We start from the raw sequence: 23938 nt of genomic DNA, 5'->3' as shown, positions 1-23938 counted from the left end.
CTCCTTAAATTATGGGATGTAAATCTTGCTCCTCAGGAAGCTGTGGGACTAAAAATAAAGACGGTGGTGCTGTTGGAGGATGTCAGAACAACGGTGCTTGCGGTACGGGCGGTTGTAATAAAATGAACGTGTTCGACTGGCTGTCGAATATGGATATTCCTACTTTTAGTAAGTTCAATGTGGTAGAAGTAAAATTTAAAGGTGGTAGAAAAGAATATTTCAGAAACACTAATCAAATTGAACTCTATGCTGGCGACCCTGTAATCGTTGATGTTCCAAGTGGGCATCATCTTGGCTTTGTATCTTTACAAGGCGAGCTTGTGCGTTTACAAATGCTAAAGAAAGGCCTAAAAGATAACGAGGAAATAAAAGTTATCTACCGAAAAGCCAATGATAAAGACCTTGAAAAGCACGACCAAGCCGTTGCACGTGATTACCCTACGATGTATCGCACCCGTGAAATTATCAAGGAACTAAAATTGAATATGAAGCTCTCGGACGTAGAGTTTCAATCTGATAATACCAAAGCTATCTTTTATTATTCTTCTGACGACCGTGTGGATTTCAGAGAATTAATTAAAATGCTTGCGAGCGAGTTTAAAGTTAGGGTTGAAATGAAACAAATTTCCCTTCGTCAAGAAGCTGCTAGAGTTGGTGGTATTGGCGTATGTGGGCGAGAATTGTGTTGTTCTACTTGGCTGACTGACTTTAAAAACGTAACTACTTCGGCGGCTCGTTATCAAAACCTTTCCTTGAATCCTGTAAAACTTTCTGGTCAATGCGGGCGACTTAAATGTTGCTTGAATTATGAACTAGAAACTTATATGGATGCTTTGAAAGATATTCCGACAATTGAAAAATCTCTTCAAACGATAAAGGGTGAAGCTTTTTTACAGAAAACGGATATTTTCAAAAGAGTAATGTGGTTTGGTTATAGAGGCGAAGAAAGTAACTGGATTCCTGTAACGGTTGATAGAGTAAAGGAAATTATGACCTTGAACGAAAGAGGCGTAAAACCACAGTCTATCGATGGTGCTGAGTCTGCAAAAATTGAACTAGAAATCGAAAAAGGTACTGGTCCATTAAATGCAGATTTAGATAAAATGGACAGAAAGTACGGCGGAAACGGTGGTAAGAAAAGCTTTGATAAGAAAAAAGGCGACCGTCCTGACTTCAAATCAGAGAAAAAAGACAACCCTCGTCCTGAACGTAAAGAATTCAAACAAGAAAAAAGAGAAATAAAGGCTGAACAACGCCCTGTAAAAACTGAGGATAAGGCAATACAACAAGAAAAGCCTGTTCAACAGCCAAAACAACAGGGAGCAAAAGGACAAGAGCAACAAAAGGGTACTCATCCTAAAAATAATCATAAACCTCAGCATCCTAAAGGCCCTAAACCACAACAGCAAGGTAATCAACAGCCTAATGCTAATGCGTCGGAGCCACTGGACAAAGGTGCTCAGCCAGCTAAAACGAATAATAATAATAACAATCAGGGAAATAAAAAGCCCCATCATCAAAAACAGAATCGTCCGCCACAAAATCGGAACAATAACCGTAACAATGACGATAGCAAAGCAGTTTAGCGATATGTCGAGTACAAAATATTTGGTTAACAAAGCTATTCAACAATGGTTCAGCACGCCCACCATGCGTCTGAACCATTATATCATGGCTTTGTTAACCATTTGTTTATTCACACTTTCATCTTGTGATACCAATACCATCTTAAAGGAAAACTACGATATTCCTGATGCAAAATGGTTTATTAAAGATGCCCCAACTTTTACTTTTGAAGTAAAAGACTCAGTATCAGCTTATAATGTTTTTTATACCATTCGTAACAATCGCTCTTATCCTTACTATAATTTGTACTTGACGCATTACTTAACGACAGAAACAGGAAAAATAATTCATCAAAAATTGGATGAAGTAATCTTGTTCGACCAAACTTCTGGACGTTCTTTAGGCGAAGGACTAGGCGATATTTACGACCATAAAGTATTAGTCTTCAAAGATTTTCATTTTCCTAAAAATGGGAAATACAAAATCCAGATTCGTCAGTATATGCGACAAGACCCACTATTGGATATCATAAGTGCAGGCTTTTCGATTGAAAAAGTAGTAGCTCATTAATTTTTAAATCGATAAGTAATCGTAACGAGATAACTTAGTCATGCAAAAATTTCTTCCTTTATTCCCGCTCAATTTGGTGGTTTATCCAATGGAGGCCCTCAATCTTCATATTTTCGAGCCTCGTTATCGCGAATTAATCAATGAATGTCTGGACAATGATAATACCTTTGGTATTCCAACTTTTATTGATGGGAAATTACCGGGCTTTGGTACTGAAGTAAAAATCATTTCAGTATCAAAAAGATACGATGATGGAAGAATGGACATCAAAACCGAGGGAATAAGAACCTTTAGAATTATTGACTTTCAGAATCCCGTCAAGCTAAAAATGTATGCTGGAGGGGTTTTAGAAATGTTGCCCGAAGTGGAAGTCCGCCCAATAGTAATGATTGGTTTAGTAGAAAGAGTAAAGGTATTATACAAATTGCTAGAAGAAGAAAACACTTTCGACATCAATAAAGACCAGCCTTACTCCTATCAAATAGCCCATAAAATTGGGTTATCCTTGGAAGAAGAATACCAATTACTAAAAATGCCAACCGAAGCAGAAAGACAAGGCTTTTTAATACAGCATCTGGAAAGAGTAATCACTGTATTGCAAGAAATAGAAAAAACAAAAGAAAGAATTAGGATGAATGGGCATTTCAAGAATTTAGACCCATTGACATTCTGAAGTAAAATCAGATTCTATCGTCTATATAAACATTATAACTATTAAAAAAATGAAAATTGCTGTTTGGCATAATTTACATAGTGGTGGAGGTAGCAGAGCCTTACAGTATCACATTCAAGGTTTAGTAGAACGTGGACATCATGTAGAAGTTTGGGCGGTAAATCCTGATGCGGGTGGTTTTATGAAATTGCCCTCAGAAGTAATTCTTCATTCAGTACCCGTAACTCATACTAAGCTTAATCCTAGTTTTAAAGAAAAAATATCTTTACTATTTTTTGAAAAAGAAGCCAATATGCTTGCCATGGAAGCGCACTGTCAACAATGTGCTAATGAAATTCATGCTGGTAATTTTGATGTACTTTTTGCCAATAGCTGTTCATATTATGCCGTTCCCTTCATCGGCAAATTCATCAAAATACCAAAGGTATTGTACTTAGGCGAACCAATGCGCTTTTTGTACGAAGCCATGCCAAAACAAGTTTGGGAAGCACCTGATAGGTCACAGAGTAAGTTTAGTTTACAATACTGGACTCATACATTTGCTAGTGCATGGCGTTTAAATAGGTTCCGTATGTTTGTACGGGAAGAACGGATAAATTTTGATGCTTTTAATAAAGTGTTAGTCAATTCTTATTTCTCTGCTGAAAGTTGTCAGCGAGTGTATGGATTACCTTCCGAAGTTTGTTATTTGGGGGTTGATACTGAATTATTTCATCCGTCAACTGATGGTACTAGTCAAAATGATTATGTGGTCGGGCTAGGAAGTTTCATGACACATAAAAACCCTGAATTTGCCATTAGAGCATTGGGCTTAATTAAACAAAACAGACCGAAGTTACTCTGGATAGGCAATATGGCTACTGAGGAATATTGGCAAGAAATGCAAAAGCTAGCTAAAGGGCTAAACGTAGAGATTGAGCTAAAGAAAATGGTTTCTGATAGTGAATTAATACAATTACTTAGCAATGCAGTATGCTTGGTATACACATCTAAACTAGAACCTTTTGGCTTTGCTCCTTTAGAAGCCAATGCTTGTGGCATACCAGTAGTGGCTATTGCCGAAGCAGGTGTGCGTGAAACTGTAATTCATGGCAAAAATGGCTTTTTAACGAATAATAAAGCAAGTGAGCTAGCCTATTATATTGAAAAGTTGATTACAGACAAAGAGCTTAGAAAAGAAATGGCTGATTTTGCTTTGACGAACGTCCGTAAGAATTGGTCTTTACAGGCTGGCTCAGACAGACTTGCACTGGCCTTGAATGAAGTGGTCAATCTATAAACTAATCAGCATAATAGTCTTTTAGGAATCTTCGCATATTTTCCTTGAATCTTAAGACATCAATATTTCTGTCTAATTCATTGATCATTTGTTTCAAGTAATTGGTAGTTTTCTTAAATTTCATCTTCATCGTTTTAGTATCTCCTCCAAAACGTTGAAATAAACTACTGCCATTATTGGTAATTGTAGCTTGATTATGCAGTTCCCACAGACTTGCCTCTAACTCATTTATTTGTTCTTTCAATAGCTTGTTGTAGTACTTCAGTTGCTCATCGGCCATCGTTAGCGATGCAATATTAGTACTTGTCAATGCTATTTTCAGTCTGAGCAATTCAAACAAATCATCTTTTTCATAAGCAGCCGTTATTTCCTTCATAATTTCGGTTTTACGTGCCCGTTCGGCTTCATCCTGTTCACGGTCAGGATGAAACATTTTTACTAAATCTGTATAAATACTTCGTGCTGATTTACTGATATTGTTAGCCTCTTTTTTTAGCTTCTCTTCTTTTGCTAATTGTTTTGCTGTTTTTTGTTTTGCTGTTTTTTTTGCCTCCTCACTCGCTTGTTTCTCTGTCAGCTTTTGTTCAAATAGTTCTTCTAATTTCTCAGCATTATCAATCTTTAACTCTTCTTCACTTAATTCAAGTCCAAATTCATATCGCATGGTATCCTTAATAGATGCTACATTTTTCTTTTCATATTCTTCGCTAAGTTCCTCGTAGGTTCCAGTCTCATTATATTTATTAAAAATTGGAATCAGTTCCTCAACCCCTGCCCTCTCAATTAATTCAACAGATTTCTCTAAAATAAAATGGGCTATTTTTTCTTTCTCCTTACGCTTAAAAAAAGGGTCATCATGATGTTTATCAAAAACAAATACTAAGTCGGCAATTTTGGATAGATGCTTTTTTTCAAGTGGGGCTACCTCTTTTTGAATAGTACTGGTAATTATTTCAATTTGTTGTTTATCTGTTATAAGCCTTAGCTTCAATTCATCAATTTTCTGTACATAAGCATTAAACTGTTTCTGGAGTTTAGAGAGATTTTTATCTGGTTGTTGGGTAAGAATTAGGTTATTTGTATTAGACATATACTTTGCTATTAAAATGAGCTATTCGGGTATTCAAAATTACTTTATTCTGCCATACTATTATTCATCAAAACGATAATCACGAAAGCAAGTAGTATAAAAATTGAGTTTTTATTGAATTAGCTTAACTTTGTCAATATAAATTAAACAGATATGGAAGATAGTACTAAGCTAAAATTGGATGTAAAACATTCTAGGATTCAAGCCATTATTGAAGCAAAATGCCCACAGTGTAGAGAAGGCAAAATGTTTATGTATCCGTTTTGGCAAATTAACAAATTTGATAAAATGCACGACAATTGCCCTGTTTGCAACCTACGTTTTGAAGTAGAACCCGGTTTTTGGTATGGTGCCATGTTTATTAGCTATGGTATCAATGTGGGTTTCTTAGCACTTTTAGGCGTTGCTATTTTCTTTATTTTCAACGACCCTCCAATTCTCTATTATATCATTCCAATCACAGTGCTTTCGTTGGCTGCTGTGCCTTTTAATTTCAGAGCTTCGCGCTCTATATTCATTCATTTATTTGGTTTTGTAAAATATAAACCAAGATAGCTTTTGTAAATTATGGAAATAAGGAAAGCTGATATTACGAAAGATTATGATGGTATTTGGGAAATATTTCATCAAGTAATAGCTTCTGGAGATACCTATGTAATTGACCCTCGCACCCCCAAATCAGCCCTAGCCAAACATTGGTTTGCTGATTATATGTTTACTTATGTGGCAGTAGAAGATGGCGTAATTTGTGGGACTTATATTATTAAGCCTAACCAAATAGATTTAGGCTCGCATGTAGCCAATGGCTCGTACATGGTTCATCCAAGTTTTCAAGGAAAAGGTATTGGCAAATTTTTGGGGGAACATTCTTTACAAGAAGCTAAATTGTTGGGCTTCAAAGCCATGCAATTTAATATTGTAGTCAGCACCAATAAGTATGCGGTAAAGCTGTGGAAAAATATTGGGTTTCAAATTATGTGTACTATTCCCAAGGCATTTAATCATCAACAATTAGGCTTAGTAGATACCTATGTGATGTATCAATCGTTTGAGTAGTGTTGGATAAGGAACAAAATAGCGGAGGTCAGAAATTTAAATTTCTGACCTCCGCTATTTTGTTATAAAACCTTAATCTCTATTCTCAATTTTGTTCAAATCTACTTTTGGTTTCTTTCCTAATGAATTAATCCAAGAAGCAATTTTCAATACATCAGCTTTAGGCACGTGTGTCATCGATGCCATTTCAGTGGCATAATCTGGCCAGTTTTCTGGTTTTGGATGATACACCAATTCTAAAATTTGCTCGTTTGTATAATTTCTTTTGGCTACTTCTGTGAACGGAGGGCCAACTACTCTTGTAGCTTCTGCATGACAACTTGTACAAGCGTGTTTTTTCAATAATGAAGCTACCTGTTTGCTATCAACAGGGATGTTTGCTCCTACTGTTTTCTCCTTCTTTACAGGTAAAGTCGCAGGTTTAGCAGGTGCAACCACTGGAGCTGCCTTCGTTGTTATTTTTGCCAATTCGCCAGTAGGAATATCGTTCAACGTATAGTAGCTAATATCATGTAATAAAGGCTGACCTTCATCATTCACTAAGCCCGAAGCCAATATTTCATGAATATATCCTTTGCGTAGATTATCCATTACTAAACGTACTTTCAGGCGATCTGGCGAGACAATTACGCCTCTCAATGGTGTTGCCTCCTGATTGATAATTGGGCTACCATATTGATGATGATACTTATAAGTAAAGCTTTTCAGTTCATAACTAGCTAAGTTTTCAGCACTTTTCAAATCTACAGGTTGTGTAAATTCTACTTCAAAGCCATCTGGCATCGCATGAACGTTTTTCATTTCAAAAGGAATTCTTCCATTCCAAACTAAACGTTGGATACCGAACAAGGCTTTTCCAGTAGACCCCCAACCTCTTGAAGTCATTCCTACGAAAATAGAGCCATCATTTCCCCATCTAGCACGCACTGTACCCGACTGAAAACCTTCGCGGAAAGGATAACAAGCACCCTGATATTTACCATTTACTTTCTCTAAAGACATCCTCATTGCTTTTGATTGTCCTTGGTCGAAAACAATATATTGTCCTTGAAATGGTCCAAATTTGCCACCAGTCTCGTCTTCAATCATATCGGCAGTCGAAATCCCCATCAAAGCATGTGGAAACCAAACAGCAGGCAATTTCAACGCTTTTACTTTTTTAGCGGCTTCATACATTGGTTCGCCAGTATCTGGAATATCAGCCTTTGTTAATTTCAATGGTGAGTCTGGCTCTTTTGTCCAGAACAATCCACCTGCATTCCCTGCGAAGTCTCCTTTTTCTAAATGTGTAATTCTACCAGACCCCACCCAGTCGCCTTGATTTTCACCATACAATACATCACCGTTAGAATTGATCGTAAAACCTGCTGGCGAGCGTAAACCTGTTGCTATAGGCTCAAGTGTTCCGTCTTGTTTTACTTTTACTAACCATCCACGCCATTTAGCTAATTTACCTTCGCCATAACCTACCCATGCCACATTGAAAGTAAGGTACATATCACCATTTTTATCGAAAACTGGGCCATACGAATACTCATGGTAATTTCCAGATAAATCCCAGTTGGCTACAGATTCATAAATATCGGCTTTACCATCGGCATCGGTATCGGTTAATTTGGTTAATTCACCTCGTTGCGTACAGTAAAATGAGCCTTTATAATAAGCCAAGCCTAAAGATTCGTGTAAACCACTCGCAAAAAGCGTATAGCTTGGTTTGGTTCCGTTCAACTGATAGGGGTTTTCAATAATCCAAACTTCACCTCTTCTCGTACAAACACCTACACGCCCATCGGGCATCGGAGCAATTCCACCTGCTTCTAATTTTATTTCGTCAGGAATGGCAATTGTCTTTATTTCGTAAAAGTCCTCTTCTGTAAAAGGCTTTGGTTTCGCTTGTGCAAATGAGCTTTGAGTAACACAACCCAATAGACCCATCGAAAGCAATATTTTTAATGCTATTTTCATTTTTTTGAAATTAATTTATTTTGATAACAAAATAATCAACGCTTATTTAAGCTTAATTTCTTGTTTCAAACGTTCGTTTTCTTTAGTTAAACTATCCGCTTTGAAATAAAGATATAAGGCTGATATTAAAAAAACCTTTGATAAAATAAAGACTGCTATAAAAGCTGGACGCCAATATTTATGTACTTTGATATGCGTATCGTTTACCTCAACTTCTAAATATCGCGGTTGTTCATCCTGAGTAGCTTGTTGCCCTGATGAATACTTTTGCTGATAATGAGCCGATTTAACTATTTCTGCATGTTGTGCATTCAAAGCAATGGTTTCTCTAATAATCGGTGGTGGTGGAACAGCATTTTTTGTATAAAAATCAGTAATGTCTATTTCCAACACTTTCAGAGCCTCAGCAATATCTTTGTCAATTGATGCTTGTTGTTCTACTTCTCTTCGTTCTTCTTCAGAAACAATGCCTAACAAGTAGCTTTCTAGTATTCCGCTTTGTATGTATTCTTGTTTTTTCACAATGGTATTCAATTAAGAGTGGCGAAAAGTTTTGAAGTATTCACTGATAGCTTTATATACTCTGGCCTTGGGAATGTCCAAATAGTCAGCAATTGTTTCAGCTGTTTTTCCTTGACGAAAGGATAAATCAAAAATTATTTTTGATTGCTCTATTGCTGATTCAGTACTAAATTGCTGAACAGTAGAAGCTCCTACTTCAAGCTTTTCCTTATAGATCAATGCCTTTTCTCTCGCTTTTCTGATAATACATACAGCTATGCTTACTTTGTTTTCTACACAGGGGTTTACCGTTAATGAATCAAATAAATCAATCATTACTTCTTGTGCTATTTGATTTTGAGGCACTATCTGAAGGATAATACCATAGGCTATCGAACCATATTCATCATACAATGAAAGGCCATTAGTCGAGACGGGTGACTTATTTCCTCTTGATAATTGGAGGTTCGATGATTCAAATTCACTCATGACAAATCAAATTAAATGGCAAACTGTTTAAGAAACTCAACGATAGATTTAGTTAAATACAAACTTAGAAAATCAATTGATAAGATATTTCTTTCAATCCAGTTAAAGGCAATAATAATTGTTTTTTCCCTTTACTTTCACGAATGATTGCTTTATTACTTTCTGTTGAATTTACCTGTATATAATATTGCTGATTATCTACTGAAAAACGGTTATTACCAATGTTAGCAATGGCACTTCCTTCAGCCAATAAAGCATACAATTTAGCATCTGTTGTATTGCCTTCAAAACTTAAATGACGATTGATGCCTTCGTTTTGTGTCATTGGCAAAGAAGTATCTTTTACTTTTACGCCTTTGTATTCATACATAAAATCAGGAAAGGATATTTGCTGACCAGCTACATCGTATTTTTTTAAGCTGTATCCCTTATATTTCAACTCGCTTTTGGTTAAAGTATCTGGGAAAGGCGCTGAGTCGCTCGCTAAAAATGCTAAAGGAAACTTGTCGTTTGAAGTAATAGCAGAACCCATCGGTACAGAAGTTTGAGGCTCGCCACGGTCATACCACATCAATGTAGCATCCAAGAATTTCCCCCTCCATAGTTGTAAATATCCACCTTGGTTTAAATCATAAGAATAATTCAATCCATTTGGCAGCCCTACATTGATACCATGTGTTTTTTTCTTATCCCCATATACGATAAATGAACGTTGTAAAACGGGTTCTTGGTTTACTTTTACTTCGATAAGCGGTGTGGCTTCTGGTTCTGGCAACGATGTTCTTTCAGTAATTCCTTGTTTTGGAGCCCCGATTCTCTCTATAAAACAACCAAGGGCTTTAGGTCCCCAACCAAAATCTTTGGCATGAAGCAATGTATAAGTATGTTCACCAGCCGTAAGTTTCGTACTCCCTTTTACATCCTCGCTATACCAATGGTCACCTTTAGTAATGGTATCTTTATCAATTATCAATGCTCCCGTACCCGTCCAGTTAGTCGTGAAGATATACGTATCTGTCTCTGGAATCGTGATTTTACCTTGAAATTTCAACAAGTAATCTGATTTTGCCTCCGCAAGTTTCATCGATGGCTTTGGGGCAGTACTTGTCTTTACAGGCTTATTTGTCCCTGTTTGAAGGCTTGCATATTTGCCTTGGTAATATTCATAACTAGTTGGACTAAACGTAGCAAGGGCTTTATCAAAAACTTCGTATTTGATATTTTTGAATGCCACAGAACCGTGGTCTCCTTGAATTCTGATAGGCCCTGTTGCAGCTTCTTTCGGAGAAATAGCACCACGTGTTACCCCCGTAAGCTCAATGTTCTCATGGATAATAACACCATTTAACACTACTTTGTTGAAACGAGCATTCGAGATTTTGTTACCTGAAGCATCAAAAGTAGGTGCTTTGAAATCAATCTCCAGATGATTCCACAAGCCAGGTGCTTTCACGGCATTTTGGCGAGGTGCGTGTCCTTCATATCCTTCGTTGCCAGCTCCACGAGCTTCGTCCCAACGATGATAGATAGCACCACAATCGCCATCGGTGATTTGTTTTTTCAACCATGAATCCAGAATCTGTACCTCATAGCGTCCTTGTAAGTAAACGCCAGAATTAGAGCCTTTCGGAATCATAAAGTCGAGTGATAGCCTAATGTCGCCGTGTTCAAGTTTAAAAATCAAATCATCATTTGATTGATACTTGGCACCTTTCGCAGAGGCATATAGAATACCCTTCCCTTCGGTACTCGTTAAAGTAGCTGACTGGTAATCTCCTGAAATACCACCCACAATTGTCCAGTTTGCACTTGGATTTTTGAAGGCTCCTAAATCATTGAGCGGAATTTCAGTTTGGGCAAACGTTGAAATTGGGAATAATAGAAATAATAGTTTTTTCATTGTTTTTTTAATATTTCAGGAAATTTATAAAAAAAAACTGCTTTGATTATCACGTTTTAGCATTAATTTTCATAAAAAAAGCATAACACATTAGAACACTTTTTTTCTTATCGCTTCAAACAATTTTGAATAAACAAAGCTTCTGCCTTTTTTTGGCCTTTCGTCGCTAAATAATTCCAATCTGAGCAGGCATTCTTTTCCACTTTTAATGTAAAATAAGCATCTGCTCTTTTGTACAACGCATCAAAGGCGTCGTCTTTCATCAAAATACATTTTGTATATAGTTTGATAGCTTTTATATAATTCTTTTTTTCAATTTGCCTGTCGCCTCTCTCCATCAGATTTGCATATATCGCAGGGTCAAAATAGTTATTATCGTTTTCCACATCTTCTTTATCATCGCCAAAATCAAACTCATAATTAAACACTACGTTTACAAGTTTTCCATCAATATCGGCTGGAATCCATTGTTTGCGCGTTTGTAAAACAGCTTGAATCAACTTTGCATTATAGCTTGAATCAGAACTTTGTTGGATAGTTACATCTTTCAATATTCCGCTTTTTGATACCATAAAAGCCACTTTGAAATTGCCATTCTTCCTCGCTGGAAAATCAAAAGCTGTTTCAATGGCTTCATAGGAATATTGATAAACATCTTCGAAAGTATTAAAGTTAGCCCCCCTAAACATTTCTCTACCCGTTCTAAATTTGGGAAAAATGTATTTGCTAAATGCGTAGGCAGAATCTCCATTTGCCTGAATTTTAAGATTTGCTTTAATATATCGTCTTTCAAAATATTCTCCTGAACTTTCTTTGGTAGTAAGATAATGATAGCGGCGCAACTGGTAGTCGGGAATATCCGAGAGTATCTGCGTAAATACCAATTCGTAATCAGTAAGTTTTTCTATTTTATAAAATACTGCTCTGCCAACTAACAAAGTATCTCCAAATATTTCAAAAGGAGTATTCACCGCTTCTTTTCCTTGTATGACAGTAACGGTATTAGTTTTTCTGAAAATAAGCATTGAAGCCACTATTTCATCAACAGTAGGGTCATCATTACTACTTCCATCTTTCATATCAATATAATCTTTCATCCAATTGCCCATAATTTTTTGAGCATAATTGTTTGAAGTCTCAATCTTTCCCTGACTTATCCCTGAAAAGGTAAATAATAAAAATAGTAGTAGTAGAGAAAATACCTTCATAAATAAAACCTTCATTTAAAGCCAATTAGTTATCAAAATAATCACAAATATTCGAAATATAATAAAATAGTAGCATTATTTAGAGCGAATTCTTAAACCCATTTGAAAACCAAGCCAAAAGGTAGAATGGTCTGTAGAGAACAGAGGAGTATAGCTTGGCATACGGCTGAATGGTTTGCCTTGCCAAGTATTGATGTTATATCTGTCGATAAGAAGTGCTTTGAATGAAGGGCCAAAGGTAATGGCCGCATTGCGGGCAATTTGTTTTTCAAAACTTATATCAAATTTATACAAAGCCCCTACATTCGGATTAAATGCATCGTATTCTACTAACACATTGGCCACTAAATCTGTATTGAGCATCCATCCGTGGCTCATTTCATAGGCACGCCCTATGCCATACCCTGCACTAAAAAGCTCGCGAGTTCTAAGGAAATTATAACCAATCGTTAGAATATTATAAAACTTTCTTACCCCTGTTTTGAAGGTTACGCTTCCTGTTTCGTTTTCATCAATCGTTAATTCCAACCGTTTATAGCCATCTTTTGAACTAACAAAACTTAATAATCCAAAAGGGGTTGATTCTGATGTTTCACTAATATTTAATAGTCCTATTTGCTTTCCTTTTTTCCCCACATCTTTAGCAAAGTTGATAAGACCTACTTGCCAACCCTCAGAGGATTTAGCTATTACATTGATACCATCACTCAATTGTAAGCCTTTATCTAAGCTACCAGCAATATTCAGCAGGGAACTCACCTGTACACCTCTTAGCTGCCCCCCTACAATATTCCCTAACCCCGCTATTTGTAGTCCACTTGCATCATGATGAATACCGTTTAATAACCCTCCTATTTCTAGTTTATTCACGCCACCAGAATACCCCATCAGGATATTCACTGAAAAATCGTTTACGATACTTCCAGAAAGTAGGCGATTGGTTCCTAGGAAAGGAAGTAATGATATTTGAAGTCTTTGGTTAAGGGTATCATTGATGTTAAAGGCATTGATACGTTGGCTTCGTCTGACAAAGAATTTTCCAACGCCATCTTTAAACCTTTCCCAGTCTGTTCTATAAGCCAAGGAATCGAAAGGCACAAAAACAGGATGAAAACTTTCGTCACCAGCAGCATCTACAAAGGGAGGGCGATTATCTTTAAAAACAGGAGTAGACTCAATCAATTGGTTTCGTTTTTGGAACAACTCCATTTGTTCAATCGAGTTGTCATCAAAAGCTGATTCATAAGTCAACTCTTTTTTTTCTGCCACTAGCTCAATATTGAGGTAATCATTCTGAGCATTTCTTATTAAAACTATCTGATGTTCATAGCCTGGTTTTGAAATACTCAACCGAATGGGAAATTTCTTAGTAGAGAGCTTAATTTTATAAAAGCCAAATTGATTAGAAATTGCTGAGGCTAAACTGGTTTTCTCATAAATACTGGCATCTGGCAGTTTTATGCCTTCATCGGGGTCTACGATATAGCCACTTAATACAAAATGTAAGTTTTGATTTTCTGTAATATTTTTCTGAAGAATAACATATTGTCCACGTACTTTGTAGCTAATAGATGTGCCAAAAATTTGTTTTAGCACATCCCGTACTGGACGGTTGGTAACAGCCAAATCTATTCGCCTGTCACTATCAATCAAATTAGAATTATAGGAAAAATTAAAACCTCCTTCACTAGCAATGATATCTAGTACTTGGGTAATTTTATCATTATTGAACCTAACACTAATATTTCGTTCTAAAATAGGGATTTGTCCTAAAGAAGAATGAGTAATTAACAGTAAAAAACAAATATTTAAAGCAACGTATTTAAAATAATAAGCTATCATAGTGGAACGATTTTCAAATCGTTATTCAATCCATTCTACTGACAGCCTTCTCCTTGAAGCACGATTGAATCTCCTTTTTTGGTAATTTTCAGGTTAAAGGTTTCGGAAATTATGGTGAGAATATTATCCAAACTTTCTTGCTGGAAGGTGGCAGTCAGTTTACAGTTTTTAATTTTATCTTGCTCAAAAACAATAGTTTTTCCAAAATTGTCAGAAAGCAATTGTGCTACTTCATCTAAACTAGTCTCTTCAAAATTAAACGATTTTGTTTTGTAATAAAGTATGTTTTCATCGACATTTATCGATTTTACAATAGTCTCTTGTCCTTTTGAAATTTCAGCTTTTTCTCCTTTTACTAGAATAACCTGCTGAGTATTTTTCGAAAATTGTACTTTTCCTGTATTCACTACTACTTGTACCTGAGCATCATACGCTTTTACATTAAATGATGTCCCGAGTACTTTTATATTTGCACCATTAGCATGGATGATAAAAGGATGGGCTTTGTCATGGTGTACCTCAAAAAAAGCTTCTCCTGTTAGTTTTACCTCTCTGGTATCTCCTTCAAAATTCTCAGGAAAACTGATTGTTGAATTTTTATTTAAAAATACTTTTGTTCCATCAGCTAAAACTTTTTCTGTTGGAATATTACTTGTTTGAAAAGTAAGCAATGCAATGTCAGGCTCGGTATTCTTCTTCACCAAAAGTACTCCTCCGACGATGAAAATTAAAACCGCTGCAATTTTGAGGAAATTGTTAAAGACAAGATTGATAGTATTTGACTTTCTTCCTTTCAATGGGTGTTTACTACCTCCACTCCTATGAGGCAAAGGTTTTATATAATCAGATTGATCAGCCGTTCTCTTTATTTTATCTGAGCCAATACCGAGTTTTGCCCAAGCAGTATCCACATCAACTACTTGTTGAGTATTTAACAAGGCACTTTTTTCCCAGATAATACTTGTATGTTCGAAGGTTTTTTGATTATCATCCGACAAAGTAATCCACTCGTTTACAGCATCAGCTTCCTGACTATCAGCTTCTTCTGCAAGGTATTTTGCCAGTAAATCGTCTATGTTTTCTTCGTTAATCATCTTAAACCCAAAGGCTTTTATGTATGTAATTTTAGTATTTGGTTATTAAGCAATAGTTTTGAATAGATAGAGATTTAGATTTTTTTTATCACAATAAGTGTCTGTTTACTTGTTATTCTAGTAGAAAAGCACCCAAAATAGTAATAAAGGCAAATAATCTGCCAATTCTGTCCGCATAATTTTTAGCGCTTTTCCTATCTGATTTTCTACTGTTTTGATAGAAAGCCCCAATTGGTTAGCTATTTCTTGATACTTCAGTTCTTCAAATCTACTCATTTTAAAAATAAGTCTACATTGTTCTGGTAGCTTTTCTAATGCTTCAGCTATGCGGATTTCAAGTTCATTTTTATCAAGTAAATCAGTGGCAGAATCAAACGTATTTTCTATAAACTCGCCAACGTGTTGACGATATACTTCTTGTACTTTAAGGTGTTTTATACGATTTAAACAGGTATTATGAACAGCTCGATAAAGATATGATTTTAAAGAAACTGTTATTTCTATTTCTTGGCGCTGTTCCCAAAACTTCAGGAAAACGCTTTGCACTATTTCTTCAGCATCATCCATGTCTTTTAGGATGTTGCAAGAATAGTTGCATAAAGCCTGATAGTGCTTTCGAAACATTGCTTCAAAAACACGCTCATTTCCTTGTCGGATGGCTAACAAAATATCAGAATCAGTGAGTTGCAAAATTTCAAGAGATTATTTTCCGTAGAGTTACTCTCACAAAATTACAACTCTTACTTGACATTTTTAGTGATGACAACTAAAATTGCTTTAACCCCTATTATAAAAATGATGATTGGTCAAATTATCCTTTAAAGCATCATAAATATTCAAGTAATTATCATTGAAACTCTATTTTTCATTGCGTTCTTTGTGGAATATTTCTCTTTTATCTAGCAAAAATATGAATAGATTTTTTTTACAGGCTGGTACTTTACTTGCTGGTCTTTCGGTAGCATTAGGTGCTTTTGGAGCCCATGCTTTTAAGGCTGCCTTGGAAGCAACTAACCGAACAGATACTTTTGAAACGGCGGCACGTTATCAAATGTATGGAGCTTTAGCGTTAATTTTAGTAGGAATTTTAACCGATAAGATTTCACACAAATTCTTGAATTGGGCAGGATATTCGTTGCTAATCGGAACACTTATTTTTGCAGGTTCTCTTTATTTGATATGTGCTACTGGTGTAACGATGTGGGGGGCAATAGCGCCCATTGGAGGCACAGCATTGATAGTGGGTTTTGTATTCTTATTTTTAGGCGTTTCAAAAAAGGTGTAAACCTGACATTCAACCCTTTACTAGGGAGGGACTAAAGTCCCTCCCTAGTAATAATTTTTTACTGCATCCTGACTTGTTCCAAGCTTACCCACACTATTTCTCCCATTGTTCTGCACTTCAAGAATTGGTCGGAATCATAATATTTTGCTAACTCATTTTTAAGTTGCTCCGTATTTTCTGGGGTTGATATATCATCTTTTGCCATAATAGCCATTAATTCATACACTCTTTGGCTTTCTACTTTCATCCTTTTTGAAATCAGCGACCGTTCCTCTATTTGGTACTGTTTTACAGATTCGGGCGTCATGTGACGCATACCCATTTCAATCAAAGGATTATTCTGTTTAAAATATTGCGGCATATAAACAGTTCGTTTCCCTTCGTAGCTCTGTTGGTCAAAATCAATTGACCTTATTCTAAAATATACTTCTTCAAAATCTGGGGTAATTTCTACTACGAAGTTTGAAGAGTGCATATCTCCTAGTAACAGCACCAAACATCTTTCATTGAACTTGACAAATTCTTTGGCCAAACGGATTTCATTGATGTTGGGGTCGCTTAGGTAATTCTTAAAAAACTGATCACCCGGAATCCCTGCAATGTGTTCTTCAACCAAAGAGTTTTCGAAAGTAAGATAATTGATTCTGTTCGGCGAAAGTAGGTGTTCTAATTCCATTCCATAAACTCTGGAACAGTCGGCTCTTTTGATATAAAAATAATCGAAGTTATCGTTTACCCTGTTTACGATGCGTATCCTAAAAGGCTGTGTATTTCCATAAGTACACAAATCTATTCTATCAACAGTGAGGTGCTTAATTACCTTTTCATCTCCATCTGTTTTTAAATCAGCATAAATTTTCTTCAATCCTTCATAAACATGTTCAATCTCGGAATGCGGAAAAAAAACGGTAATCCAAAAGGTGTCATTCCCAAATTTATCATACAAACTTATCGAACTTTCAAAGCGTAATAAATCAGCATATTGAATTGGCATTTTAATCTCCCGACCATATTTTGTTAAATATTTTCTGAGTTGGAGATTAATCTTGAAGGGTACTTTCTTTTTAGATATTAATGCCATGTTCTAATGAAATTAGCTGTAAATAATAAGGCTACTATCAATTTACCACCTAGAAAGAACTTGTGTACGATGGGCATCTATTTTCAAAAAAATAAATAATAAAATTGAAAACGACCATAGCGACGACCCACCATAACTAAAAAATGGAAGAGGAATACCAATAACGGGCATTAGTCCAATAGTCATGCCTATGTTAACCATAAAGTGGAAAAAAAGTATGGAGACTACCCCATAGCCGTAGACTCGGGCAAACCTAGATTTCTGTTGGTCTGCTAAATAAGCGACTCGAAGCAGCAGTGCCAAGAATAATCCCACGACTAGTAAACTACCAAGAAAACCTTCTTCTTCACCTACTGTACAGAAAATAAAGTCGGTACTTTGTTCGGGTACAAAATCAAATTTTGTTTGTGTTCCTTGTAAATATCCTTTCCCAAAAAGTCCTCCAGACCCAATCGCAATTTTGGCTTGGCGTACGTTGTAACCTGTTTTCTTTCTATCAAAATCAGGGTCAATTAATACTTTTATACGGTTACGTTGGTGTGGTTCAAGTATGTTATTAACAGCCCAGTCTACTCCCGTAACAAACAGCCCCATAACAAAGGCAATGCCTATGATGGTGATAATGTTTTTTGTTTTGCGTTCATACCGAGGCATGATTAAAATGATGATGCTCGCTAATACTGCCAGACCGATGTAGATTTCCCATTCTTCAAAAATCAAGGACAATACAAACAATATAATAATAGAAAGAAAAACAGCAGGATAAATCCCTGGGAGTCCTTCGCGATATAATAAAATCATGAAAGAGGCAAAGACTAGGGCAACGCCTGTTTCGTGAGAAGCCAGAATAAGGAGGGGAGGAATTAAAATAATCAATGCTACTGTAAACTGGTCTTTAAAACGAGTCAGGTTCACCATAGGCGTACTTATGTATTTTGCCAATGCCAAAGCCGTAGCCATTTTGGCAAACTCTGCTGGTTGTAATTGAAACCCTCCTACCCTAAACCATGAATGCGAGCCTTTTACCTCAGTCCCGACTAACAACACCAAGATAAGCATAAAGATAAAAAAGCTGTAAATAAAGAATGCGAAAGTATCGTAAAAGCGATAATCAATCACCAAAATGGCAATAATGAGTAAGACAGTGGTACCAATCCAGATAAGTTGCCTACCAGCGTTAGTATCAAAAAAGCCTGCGTCTCCAATCCAAAGTGGGTTTTCAGGATTATAGATGGCCGCATAGATATTAAACCAGCCTACAGTTACGCAAACGATAAAAAGTAAGACTGTGATCCAGTCTAAATTTTTTGATATTTTTTCTTGCCTTGCCAAGTTAAGTTCGATGAATTAAGTTATACAATTAAGATTGCACAACGGTATTTTTAGGAAATGGGAAAATCGAGTCTGAGCATATTTTTTAATGCCCTACTTTCTTTTTCTCTACTGGTTTGATATTGGTTGTAGTTTTCTTGGGACTCATCGGTATTTTTACTTCATTCGTTTTTGGTGAACCTCCAAGTGGTAAAGTGATGGTTGTAGGGGTTGTTAAAAATAATTCCTCATCTACTTTCTGAGCGGTGTCGGGCTTCATTTTCGTTTTTGCTTTCGAAGCCATTTCATTTCTCACAGTAAGCATATTCGGATAACTTTTATTCATCCATTTCGTTTCAATGGCTTTGCGGTCTACATGCCCTTTGATATATTTTTCAATACACAAAGACGCAATTGGTGCGGCGTGCGCTCCACCAGACCCAGCATTTTCTACAAAAACGGCAATAGCAATTTTCGGATTTTCTTTAGGAGCAAATGCAATGAAAATAGAATGGTTTTCTCCATGTCGGTTTTGTGACGTCCCTGTTTTTCCACACATTTGAATATCATTCATTCTACCGTCTCCTGACACTGTTCCGTTGTTTACGGCCAGTACCATTCCGTCAATTACTGTATTAAAGTGGCGTTTGTCAATTCCAACAGATATTTTCTCTTTATATTTTGGGTCAATTTCTCCAAATTGGTCAATTCCTTTTACCAAATGCGGACGAATATACCAACCTCGGTTAGCAATTATCGCCGCAACGTTTGCCATTTTCAAAGGATTCACAATAATTTCACCCTCGCCAATACTATTACTAGCGATGTTCGAGAACTTCCATGAAAGTGCCCCCTTATACATTTTATCATAATACTTTACATCTGGCAGTTTTCCTTTTTTCTCATTCGGCAAATCAATTTCTAAGGATTGACCAATACCAAATTTTGCTACCATTTCATCCCATTTCTGTAACCCCAAAGCAGACTTCTTGAATATATTTTTCTCAGAGTTATTATAAATCATTCGTTTATAAGTCTGGTAAAAATATGGGTTACAAGAATACTGAATCGCTTTTTGAACATCGCTGGCAACGGGGTGATTGTGGCTACAGCGAATAGGCGAACCCGCATGTCCGAATCCTGTTCCTGGACTAATTACCCCCATTTGTAGCGCCACTAATGCTTGAATAATTTTAAAGGTAGACCCTGGACGATAATAAGCACTCGGTGGACGATTCAATAAAGGGTGAAGCGGGTTCAGGTTTAAGGTTTGGAAATACTTTGAAAAAGTACGTCCTGATAATTGACTTGGGTCATAGGTTGGAGCAGACACCATCGCCAGTACTTCGCCAGAGCTTGGCTCTATCGCTACTACACTACCCACTTTATGCTGCATCAAACTATCAGCGTAGGCTTGTAGGTTAATATCTATAGAGCTCAATAAATTTTTACCTGCAATAGGGTTTTTATCAAAAGCTCCACCTTTGAATGGACCTTTTTCAACTCCCCTACTATTTACCATCATATACTTGATACCCCTTTCTCCCCGAAGGTCTTCTTCATAAAACCTTTCAAGGCCAGTTACACCGATATAATCGCCTTGTCGATAATATTCATCCCCTTCTTCTTCCAATTTTTCCAAGCGTTCAGGGCTAATTTCACCTACATACCCCAAGGCATTAGCCATAGCCTTTGAATCATAAGTACGAACGGCACTCAGTTGAAATTCAAAACCAGGGTAATCTACCATAGCATCTTGTACTTTGGCAAAATCTTCACGAGAAAGCTGTCTTAAAAAAAGAGAAGGACGCACAGGCGAATATATCCTTGCTAAGTGCGTAAGGCTATCGAAGCTCTGACGGGTAATACCAAAAATGCTACAGAATTTTAAGGTATCAGCAACTTTAGCTTTTTTAGGAGTAATGTATAAATCATAGACTACCGTGTTGCTCACGATAAGTTTCTTATTTCTATCATATACCAAGCCTCTGAAAGGAGATTGAATTATCTTTCTGATGGCATTATTTTCGGCATCTAATTTATAGGTTTCATCTACTACTTGTAGGAAGAAAAGCCTACAAATATAAATTAGTCCGATAAGTATAAAAAAGCCTTGAATAAATCGTTTTCTTAGTTCGTCCACGAGTAATAAAATATTTATATAAATAAGCCCAAAGGCGAATAAATGTCTACGTTTTTAAATCATGATAACATTATTGGCACGTATTCTCAGTAGAATTCACACAAGAATTCTATTGGAAAAACAATACCAGAAATCATTATACAAAATTTGTTATTTTTCGGGAATTTATCAATGAAAGGAGCAAATGAGTTGTAATATTTTGATAAATTATTCTTTGGGTAAACCTTTGATAAAAAGGTACATTCCTCCGAATATAAAAAACAAGGAACAGCCAATGGTAAACCAAGGAGTTTTCATCATCATTTTTTCATCAAGCCATCTTCCTAAAAATACACCAGTCGCTATTGTTACGAGCATTTGCATACCCGCTCCCATGTAACGCATGTATTTATTGTTATTATTTTGAGAATCGTCTTTCATGATATTAATTAAATTTGAAATCGAACAATTAAAAAATGGACTACTTGACAAGCTCAATAATGAATTTATATTGCTCTGGGTGTTGAATAATTTAAAAAAATAGCTTTAACATAAAAACTGATACTAATTTTACGTAAAGTTGCGTTTCTTTCACGGTTTCAGCATTAAAAATTTCTATGAATAAATATTTTATTTTATATATCGCTTGCCTTTTCGGGATTTCCATACTGGGTTGTTCTCAATACAGTAGCTCTCCGTTGAGCGTAGGCTTTCATAATGTTAATGCTAAGTATAATGCATTGTTTCAAGCAAAAATAAAATTCAAAGAAGCAGAATCATTAATTTTTGATGCTCGTCAAGATAATTACTCACAACTTCTTCCGATACTTCTGCCTATCGATTCTCTGTCGGCACAAACTGTTAACGAACAATTAGCTGCTGTTATTAAAAAAGCCTCTTTGGTTGCCGAGCGTCATCAAAACTCAAAATGGCTAGATGATGCCTATGTGATGATAGGACAAGCCCGACTTTTGAAAGAAGACTACAAAAATGCTATCGAGACCTTCAAGTTTGTTAATACAAGTGCTACTAGCGATGATGCCCGAGATGCAGCCCTGATTGGTTTGATGCGTGCTTATACAGAACAAGGCGAATATCAAACGGCTCTTAGAGTAGCTGAAATTCTTCGTACAGAACCATTGAATAAAGAAAACACGGTAGGTTTTTACCTAACAAAAGCATATCTCCATCAATTAAAGCAAGAATACAAAACATCTGTCGCTATTCTTGAAGAGGCGTTGCCGCTCATGCCTAAAAACGAAGAAAAAGCCAGATTGTTTTTTGTTGCAGGACAATTGTATGAATTAGTAAATAATCCACAATTAGCCTCTCAGAAATATGCTAGTGTTAGTAAAAACAGACCATCTTATAACTTGGATTTTTATGCCAAGCTCAACAAGTCGTTGGCATTAGGACAAACAGATAGTTTTCAAAAACTATTGAAAGACCCTAAAAATAAAGATTTGCAAGACAAGATTTATGAAGCCATGGCAACTGCTGAAATCAGAAAAGGGAATACACAATCTGGCTTAAGATTCTTGCAATCATCAGCAAGAACGAACCAGAATCCTCAGCAATTAGCGTTTACTTACCTAAGGCTTGCTGATTCTTATTACAACCAAATGGGAGATTATGAAATGGCTTCTGCTTATTACGACAGCACAGCGATTTCACTTCCTCAACAAGACCCTCAATATAAACGAGTAATTGAGAAACAACGTTCTTTAGCTGATTTTGTCATTCAAACGAAAATCATCAGAACAGAAGACTCTCTACAGCGTTTAGCTAAAATGAATCCTGCTCAATTAGACAAGGTTTTAGACAAGGTATATTCAGACCAACAGGCAAAAGAAGAAAGTCAGAAAAGAGCTACAGAGATAGCCAATAAAAATAAACAATTACAAAATAAAAATGTAGCCAATACCTTCAACGACCCTAATAAGCCAATGTGGTACTTCAATAATCCCATTGCTATGAGCCAAGGAAAAACGGCCTTTATAGCACGATGGGGCAATAGGATTTTGGAAGATAATTGGCGAAGAAGCACCAAAGACAATGTACTTTCTTTTAATAGTAGCAATGCTTTGAGCAATCAAAATATAAGTAACACTCTCAGCACAAACGTCGGAGATTTGAATGCAAACAACACAAGCAATGATGTGATGAAAACGGCTATAGCGTCACTAAAGGCTAAAATTCCATTTTCTCCAGAAGCACTGCTTGCTTCTAGAAAAAGACAAGAAGAAGCCACTTTTGCATTAGGAAAAGTGTATAAACTCAATTTGAACGAACCTAAAAATGCTACGATTACTTTTGAGAAATTCTTAAAGGATTTTCCTACTTCTAGCCATGAAGCAGAGGTATTGTACCTATTATGTTTATTAAACGAAGACAATGCGGGAGTATATGCTTTTTATAAAAATCAGTTGATGAGTAAATATGCTGACTCTTATTTCTCAAGATTATTGATACGTAGTCAAAATGAAAGTTTAAGCACAGGCAAAGAGTCGGAAGTACAAAAGTTATATGCAGAAGCCTATAATTATTATGTACAAAATAATTTCACTAATGCCATGAGCATTGTTGAAAAGGGATTAAAGGAATATCCGAACAGTCAAATAGAGGATAAAATGGTATTTTTGAAAGCTGTTCTTTTCGCTAAAACACAAGATACAAAGGCTTATCAAACGGCTTTAGAAAACTTCATTTCAGATTACCCTAAAAGCCAATTAATTTCTTTAGCTAAAGAAAGACTAGCAGCGGTGGGAGCGAAATAATGAGTGATTTAGTGATTTAGTGATTTAGTGATTTAGTGATTTAGTGATTTAGTGATTTAGTGATTTAGTGATTTAGTGATTTAGTGATTTAGTGATTTAGTGATTTAGTGATTTAGTGATTTAGTGATT

General features: G+C 36.1%; 21 protein-coding genes. 8 read left to right on the top strand and 13 right to left on the bottom strand.

All coding sequences use genetic code 11. The annotated features are described in order from the left end of the window. Positions 1-11 precede the first annotated feature (11 nt). The 4 genes from ricT to J2Y60_RS16575 are packed head-to-tail and all read left to right on the top strand — an operon-like array spanning position 12 to position 4088. On the top strand, positions 12-1586 hold the full coding sequence (gene ricT / locus J2Y60_RS16590; RefSeq protein ID WP_309921059.1) for a regulatory iron-sulfur-containing complex subunit RicT: 1575 nt from the start codon (positions 12-14) through the stop codon (positions 1584-1586). Beyond that, complete coding sequence (locus J2Y60_RS16585; RefSeq protein ID WP_309921062.1) at positions 1564-2136, top strand: gliding motility lipoprotein GldH; 573 nt, start codon at positions 1564-1566, stop codon at positions 2134-2136. The genes ricT and J2Y60_RS16585 overlap by 23 nt, the downstream gene beginning before the upstream one ends. Before the next feature lie 40 nt (positions 2137-2176). Then, positions 2177-2809: an LON peptidase substrate-binding domain-containing protein gene (locus J2Y60_RS16580; RefSeq protein ID WP_309921065.1), complete on the top strand. Its 633-nt coding sequence runs from the start codon at positions 2177-2179 to the stop codon at positions 2807-2809. Positions 2810-2858: 49 nt separating this feature from the next. Then, positions 2859-4088: a glycosyltransferase family 4 protein gene (locus J2Y60_RS16575; protein ID WP_309921067.1), complete on the top strand. Its 1230-nt coding sequence runs from the start codon at positions 2859-2861 to the stop codon at positions 4086-4088. Position 4089: 1 nt separating this feature from the next. Here the strand turns inward: J2Y60_RS16575 and J2Y60_RS16570 are convergent, their stop codons facing one another. After that, on the bottom strand, positions 4090-5178 hold the full coding sequence (locus tag J2Y60_RS16570) for a hypothetical protein (RefSeq protein WP_309921069.1): 1089 nt from the start codon (positions 5176-5178) through the stop codon (positions 4090-4092). 153 nt (positions 5179-5331) lie between these two features. Here J2Y60_RS16570 and J2Y60_RS16565 point away from each other — a divergent pair, with 153 nt between their 5' ends. Continuing rightward, the gene (locus tag J2Y60_RS16565; RefSeq protein ID WP_309921072.1) at positions 5332-5733 is read left to right on the top strand and encodes a DUF983 domain-containing protein; all 402 of its coding nucleotides are present in this window, start codon (positions 5332-5334) and stop codon (positions 5731-5733) included. A gap of 12 nt (positions 5734-5745) precedes the next feature. Then, positions 5746-6234, top strand: a complete 489-nt coding sequence (locus J2Y60_RS16560; protein WP_309921075.1) for a GNAT family N-acetyltransferase — start codon at positions 5746-5748, stop codon at positions 6232-6234. 72 nt (positions 6235-6306) lie between these two features. On the opposite strand, the gene J2Y60_RS16555 is transcribed toward J2Y60_RS16560, so the two are convergent. The 8 genes from J2Y60_RS16555 to J2Y60_RS16520 all read right to left on the bottom strand — a co-directional run bounded on the left by J2Y60_RS16555 (position 6307) and on the right by J2Y60_RS16520 (position 15923). Continuing rightward, complete coding sequence (locus J2Y60_RS16555) at positions 6307-8199, bottom strand: auracyanin family protein (RefSeq protein ID WP_309921078.1); 1893 nt, start codon at positions 8197-8199, stop codon at positions 6307-6309. A 42-nt stretch (positions 8200-8241) separates the two neighbouring features. Beyond that, positions 8242-8721, bottom strand: coding sequence for a hypothetical protein (locus J2Y60_RS16550; protein ID WP_309921081.1), 480 nt, complete (start codon positions 8719-8721; stop codon positions 8242-8244). A 12-nt stretch (positions 8722-8733) separates the two neighbouring features. Further along, positions 8734-9189, bottom strand: a complete 456-nt coding sequence (locus J2Y60_RS16545; protein ID WP_309921084.1) for a hypothetical protein — start codon at positions 9187-9189, stop codon at positions 8734-8736. Between the two features lie 64 nt (positions 9190-9253). After that, a complete protein-coding gene (locus J2Y60_RS16540) occupies positions 9254-11089 on the bottom strand; it encodes a DUF1080 domain-containing protein (RefSeq protein WP_309921087.1) in 1836 nt (611 codons plus the stop codon). A 107-nt stretch (positions 11090-11196) separates the two neighbouring features. Beyond that, positions 11197-12312, bottom strand: coding sequence for a hypothetical protein (locus J2Y60_RS16535; RefSeq protein WP_309994696.1), 1116 nt, complete (start codon positions 12310-12312; stop codon positions 11197-11199). A gap of 60 nt (positions 12313-12372) precedes the next feature. Beyond that, positions 12373-14139, bottom strand: coding sequence for an STN and carboxypeptidase regulatory-like domain-containing protein (locus J2Y60_RS16530; RefSeq protein ID WP_309921091.1), 1767 nt, complete (start codon positions 14137-14139; stop codon positions 12373-12375). Between the two features lie 35 nt (positions 14140-14174). After that, the gene (locus J2Y60_RS16525) at positions 14175-15233 is read right to left on the bottom strand and encodes a FecR domain-containing protein (protein WP_309921094.1); all 1059 of its coding nucleotides are present in this window, start codon (positions 15231-15233) and stop codon (positions 14175-14177) included. A 117-nt stretch (positions 15234-15350) separates the two neighbouring features. Further along, positions 15351-15923 carry an RNA polymerase sigma-70 factor gene (locus J2Y60_RS16520; RefSeq protein WP_309921097.1) on the bottom strand — a complete coding sequence of 191 codons (573 nt, stop codon included), beginning with the start codon at positions 15921-15923 and terminating at the stop codon, positions 15351-15353. A gap of 220 nt (positions 15924-16143) precedes the next feature. Between J2Y60_RS16520 and J2Y60_RS16515 the strand changes: the two genes are divergently transcribed. Continuing rightward, positions 16144-16518, top strand: a complete 375-nt coding sequence (locus tag J2Y60_RS16515) for a DUF423 domain-containing protein (RefSeq protein WP_309921100.1) — start codon at positions 16144-16146, stop codon at positions 16516-16518. 58 nt (positions 16519-16576) lie between these two features. Here J2Y60_RS16515 and J2Y60_RS16510 read toward each other — a convergent pair whose 3' ends face one another. From J2Y60_RS16510 to J2Y60_RS16495, 4 genes are all read right to left on the bottom strand, one after another. Continuing rightward, complete coding sequence (locus J2Y60_RS16510) at positions 16577-17599, bottom strand: hypothetical protein (RefSeq protein ID WP_309921103.1); 1023 nt, start codon at positions 17597-17599, stop codon at positions 16577-16579. Between the two features lie 42 nt (positions 17600-17641). Beyond that, positions 17642-18931, bottom strand: a complete 1290-nt coding sequence (rodA, locus tag J2Y60_RS16505) for a rod shape-determining protein RodA (RefSeq protein WP_309921105.1) — start codon at positions 18929-18931, stop codon at positions 17642-17644. An 85-nt stretch (positions 18932-19016) separates the two neighbouring features. Then, positions 19017-21053, bottom strand: coding sequence for a penicillin-binding transpeptidase domain-containing protein (locus J2Y60_RS16500; RefSeq protein WP_309921108.1), 2037 nt, complete (start codon positions 21051-21053; stop codon positions 19017-19019). A gap of 207 nt (positions 21054-21260) precedes the next feature. After that, the gene (locus J2Y60_RS16495; protein ID WP_309921110.1) at positions 21261-21473 is read right to left on the bottom strand and encodes an AtpZ/AtpI family protein; all 213 of its coding nucleotides are present in this window, start codon (positions 21471-21473) and stop codon (positions 21261-21263) included. Between the two features lie 176 nt (positions 21474-21649). On the opposite strand from J2Y60_RS16495, the gene J2Y60_RS16490 reads away from it, so the two are divergent. After that, positions 21650-23809 (top strand): tetratricopeptide repeat protein, encoded by a 2160-nt coding sequence (locus J2Y60_RS16490; RefSeq protein WP_309921113.1) that lies wholly within the window; start codon positions 21650-21652, stop codon positions 23807-23809. Positions 23810-23938 lie beyond the last annotated feature (129 nt).

It is taken from the genome of Arcicella sp. BE140, assembly GCF_031456255.1.
GTDB lineage: Bacteria > Bacteroidota > Bacteroidia > Cytophagales > Spirosomataceae > Arcicella > Arcicella aquatica.
This window is presented reverse-complemented; position numbering and strand designations above follow the sequence as displayed.

Bases quoted from the DNA above. Each gene is read 5' to 3' on its own strand.
- ricT (WP_309921059.1), top strand. From the start codon at position 12: ATGGGATGTAAATCTTGCTCCTCAGGAAGCTGTGGGACTAAAAATAAA.
- J2Y60_RS16585 (WP_309921062.1), top strand. From the start codon at position 1,564: ATGACGATAGCAAAGCAGTTTAGCGATATGTCGAGTACAAAATATTTG.
- J2Y60_RS16580 (WP_309921065.1), top strand. From the start codon at position 2,177: ATGCAAAAATTTCTTCCTTTATTCCCGCTCAATTTGGTGGTTTATCCA.
- J2Y60_RS16575 (WP_309921067.1), top strand. From the start codon at position 2,859: ATGAAAATTGCTGTTTGGCATAATTTACATAGTGGTGGAGGTAGCAGA.
- J2Y60_RS16570 (WP_309921069.1), bottom strand. From the start codon at position 5,178: ATGTCTAATACAAATAACCTAATTCTTACCCAACAACCAGATAAAAAT.
- J2Y60_RS16565 (WP_309921072.1), top strand. From the start codon at position 5,332: ATGGAAGATAGTACTAAGCTAAAATTGGATGTAAAACATTCTAGGATT.
- J2Y60_RS16560 (WP_309921075.1), top strand. From the start codon at position 5,746: ATGGAAATAAGGAAAGCTGATATTACGAAAGATTATGATGGTATTTGG.
- J2Y60_RS16555 (WP_309921078.1), bottom strand. From the start codon at position 8,199: ATGAAAATAGCATTAAAAATATTGCTTTCGATGGGTCTATTGGGTTGT.
- J2Y60_RS16545 (WP_309921084.1), bottom strand. From the start codon at position 9,189: ATGAGTGAATTTGAATCATCGAACCTCCAATTATCAAGAGGAAATAAG.
- J2Y60_RS16540 (WP_309921087.1), bottom strand. From the start codon at position 11,089: ATGAAAAAACTATTATTTCTATTATTCCCAATTTCAACGTTTGCCCAA.
- J2Y60_RS16535 (WP_309994696.1), bottom strand. From the start codon at position 12,312: ATGAAGGTTTTATTTATGAAGGTATTTTCTCTACTACTACTATTTTTA.
- J2Y60_RS16530 (WP_309921091.1), bottom strand. From the start codon at position 14,139: ATGATAGCTTATTATTTTAAATACGTTGCTTTAAATATTTGTTTTTTA.
- J2Y60_RS16525 (WP_309921094.1), bottom strand. From the start codon at position 15,233: ATGATTAACGAAGAAAACATAGACGATTTACTGGCAAAATACCTTGCA.
- J2Y60_RS16515 (WP_309921100.1), top strand. From the start codon at position 16,144: ATGAATAGATTTTTTTTACAGGCTGGTACTTTACTTGCTGGTCTTTCG.
- J2Y60_RS16510 (WP_309921103.1), bottom strand. From the start codon at position 17,599: ATGGCATTAATATCTAAAAAGAAAGTACCCTTCAAGATTAATCTCCAA.
- J2Y60_RS16495 (WP_309921110.1), bottom strand. From the start codon at position 21,473: ATGAAAGACGATTCTCAAAATAATAACAATAAATACATGCGTTACATG.
- J2Y60_RS16490 (WP_309921113.1), top strand. From the start codon at position 21,650: ATGAATAAATATTTTATTTTATATATCGCTTGCCTTTTCGGGATTTCC.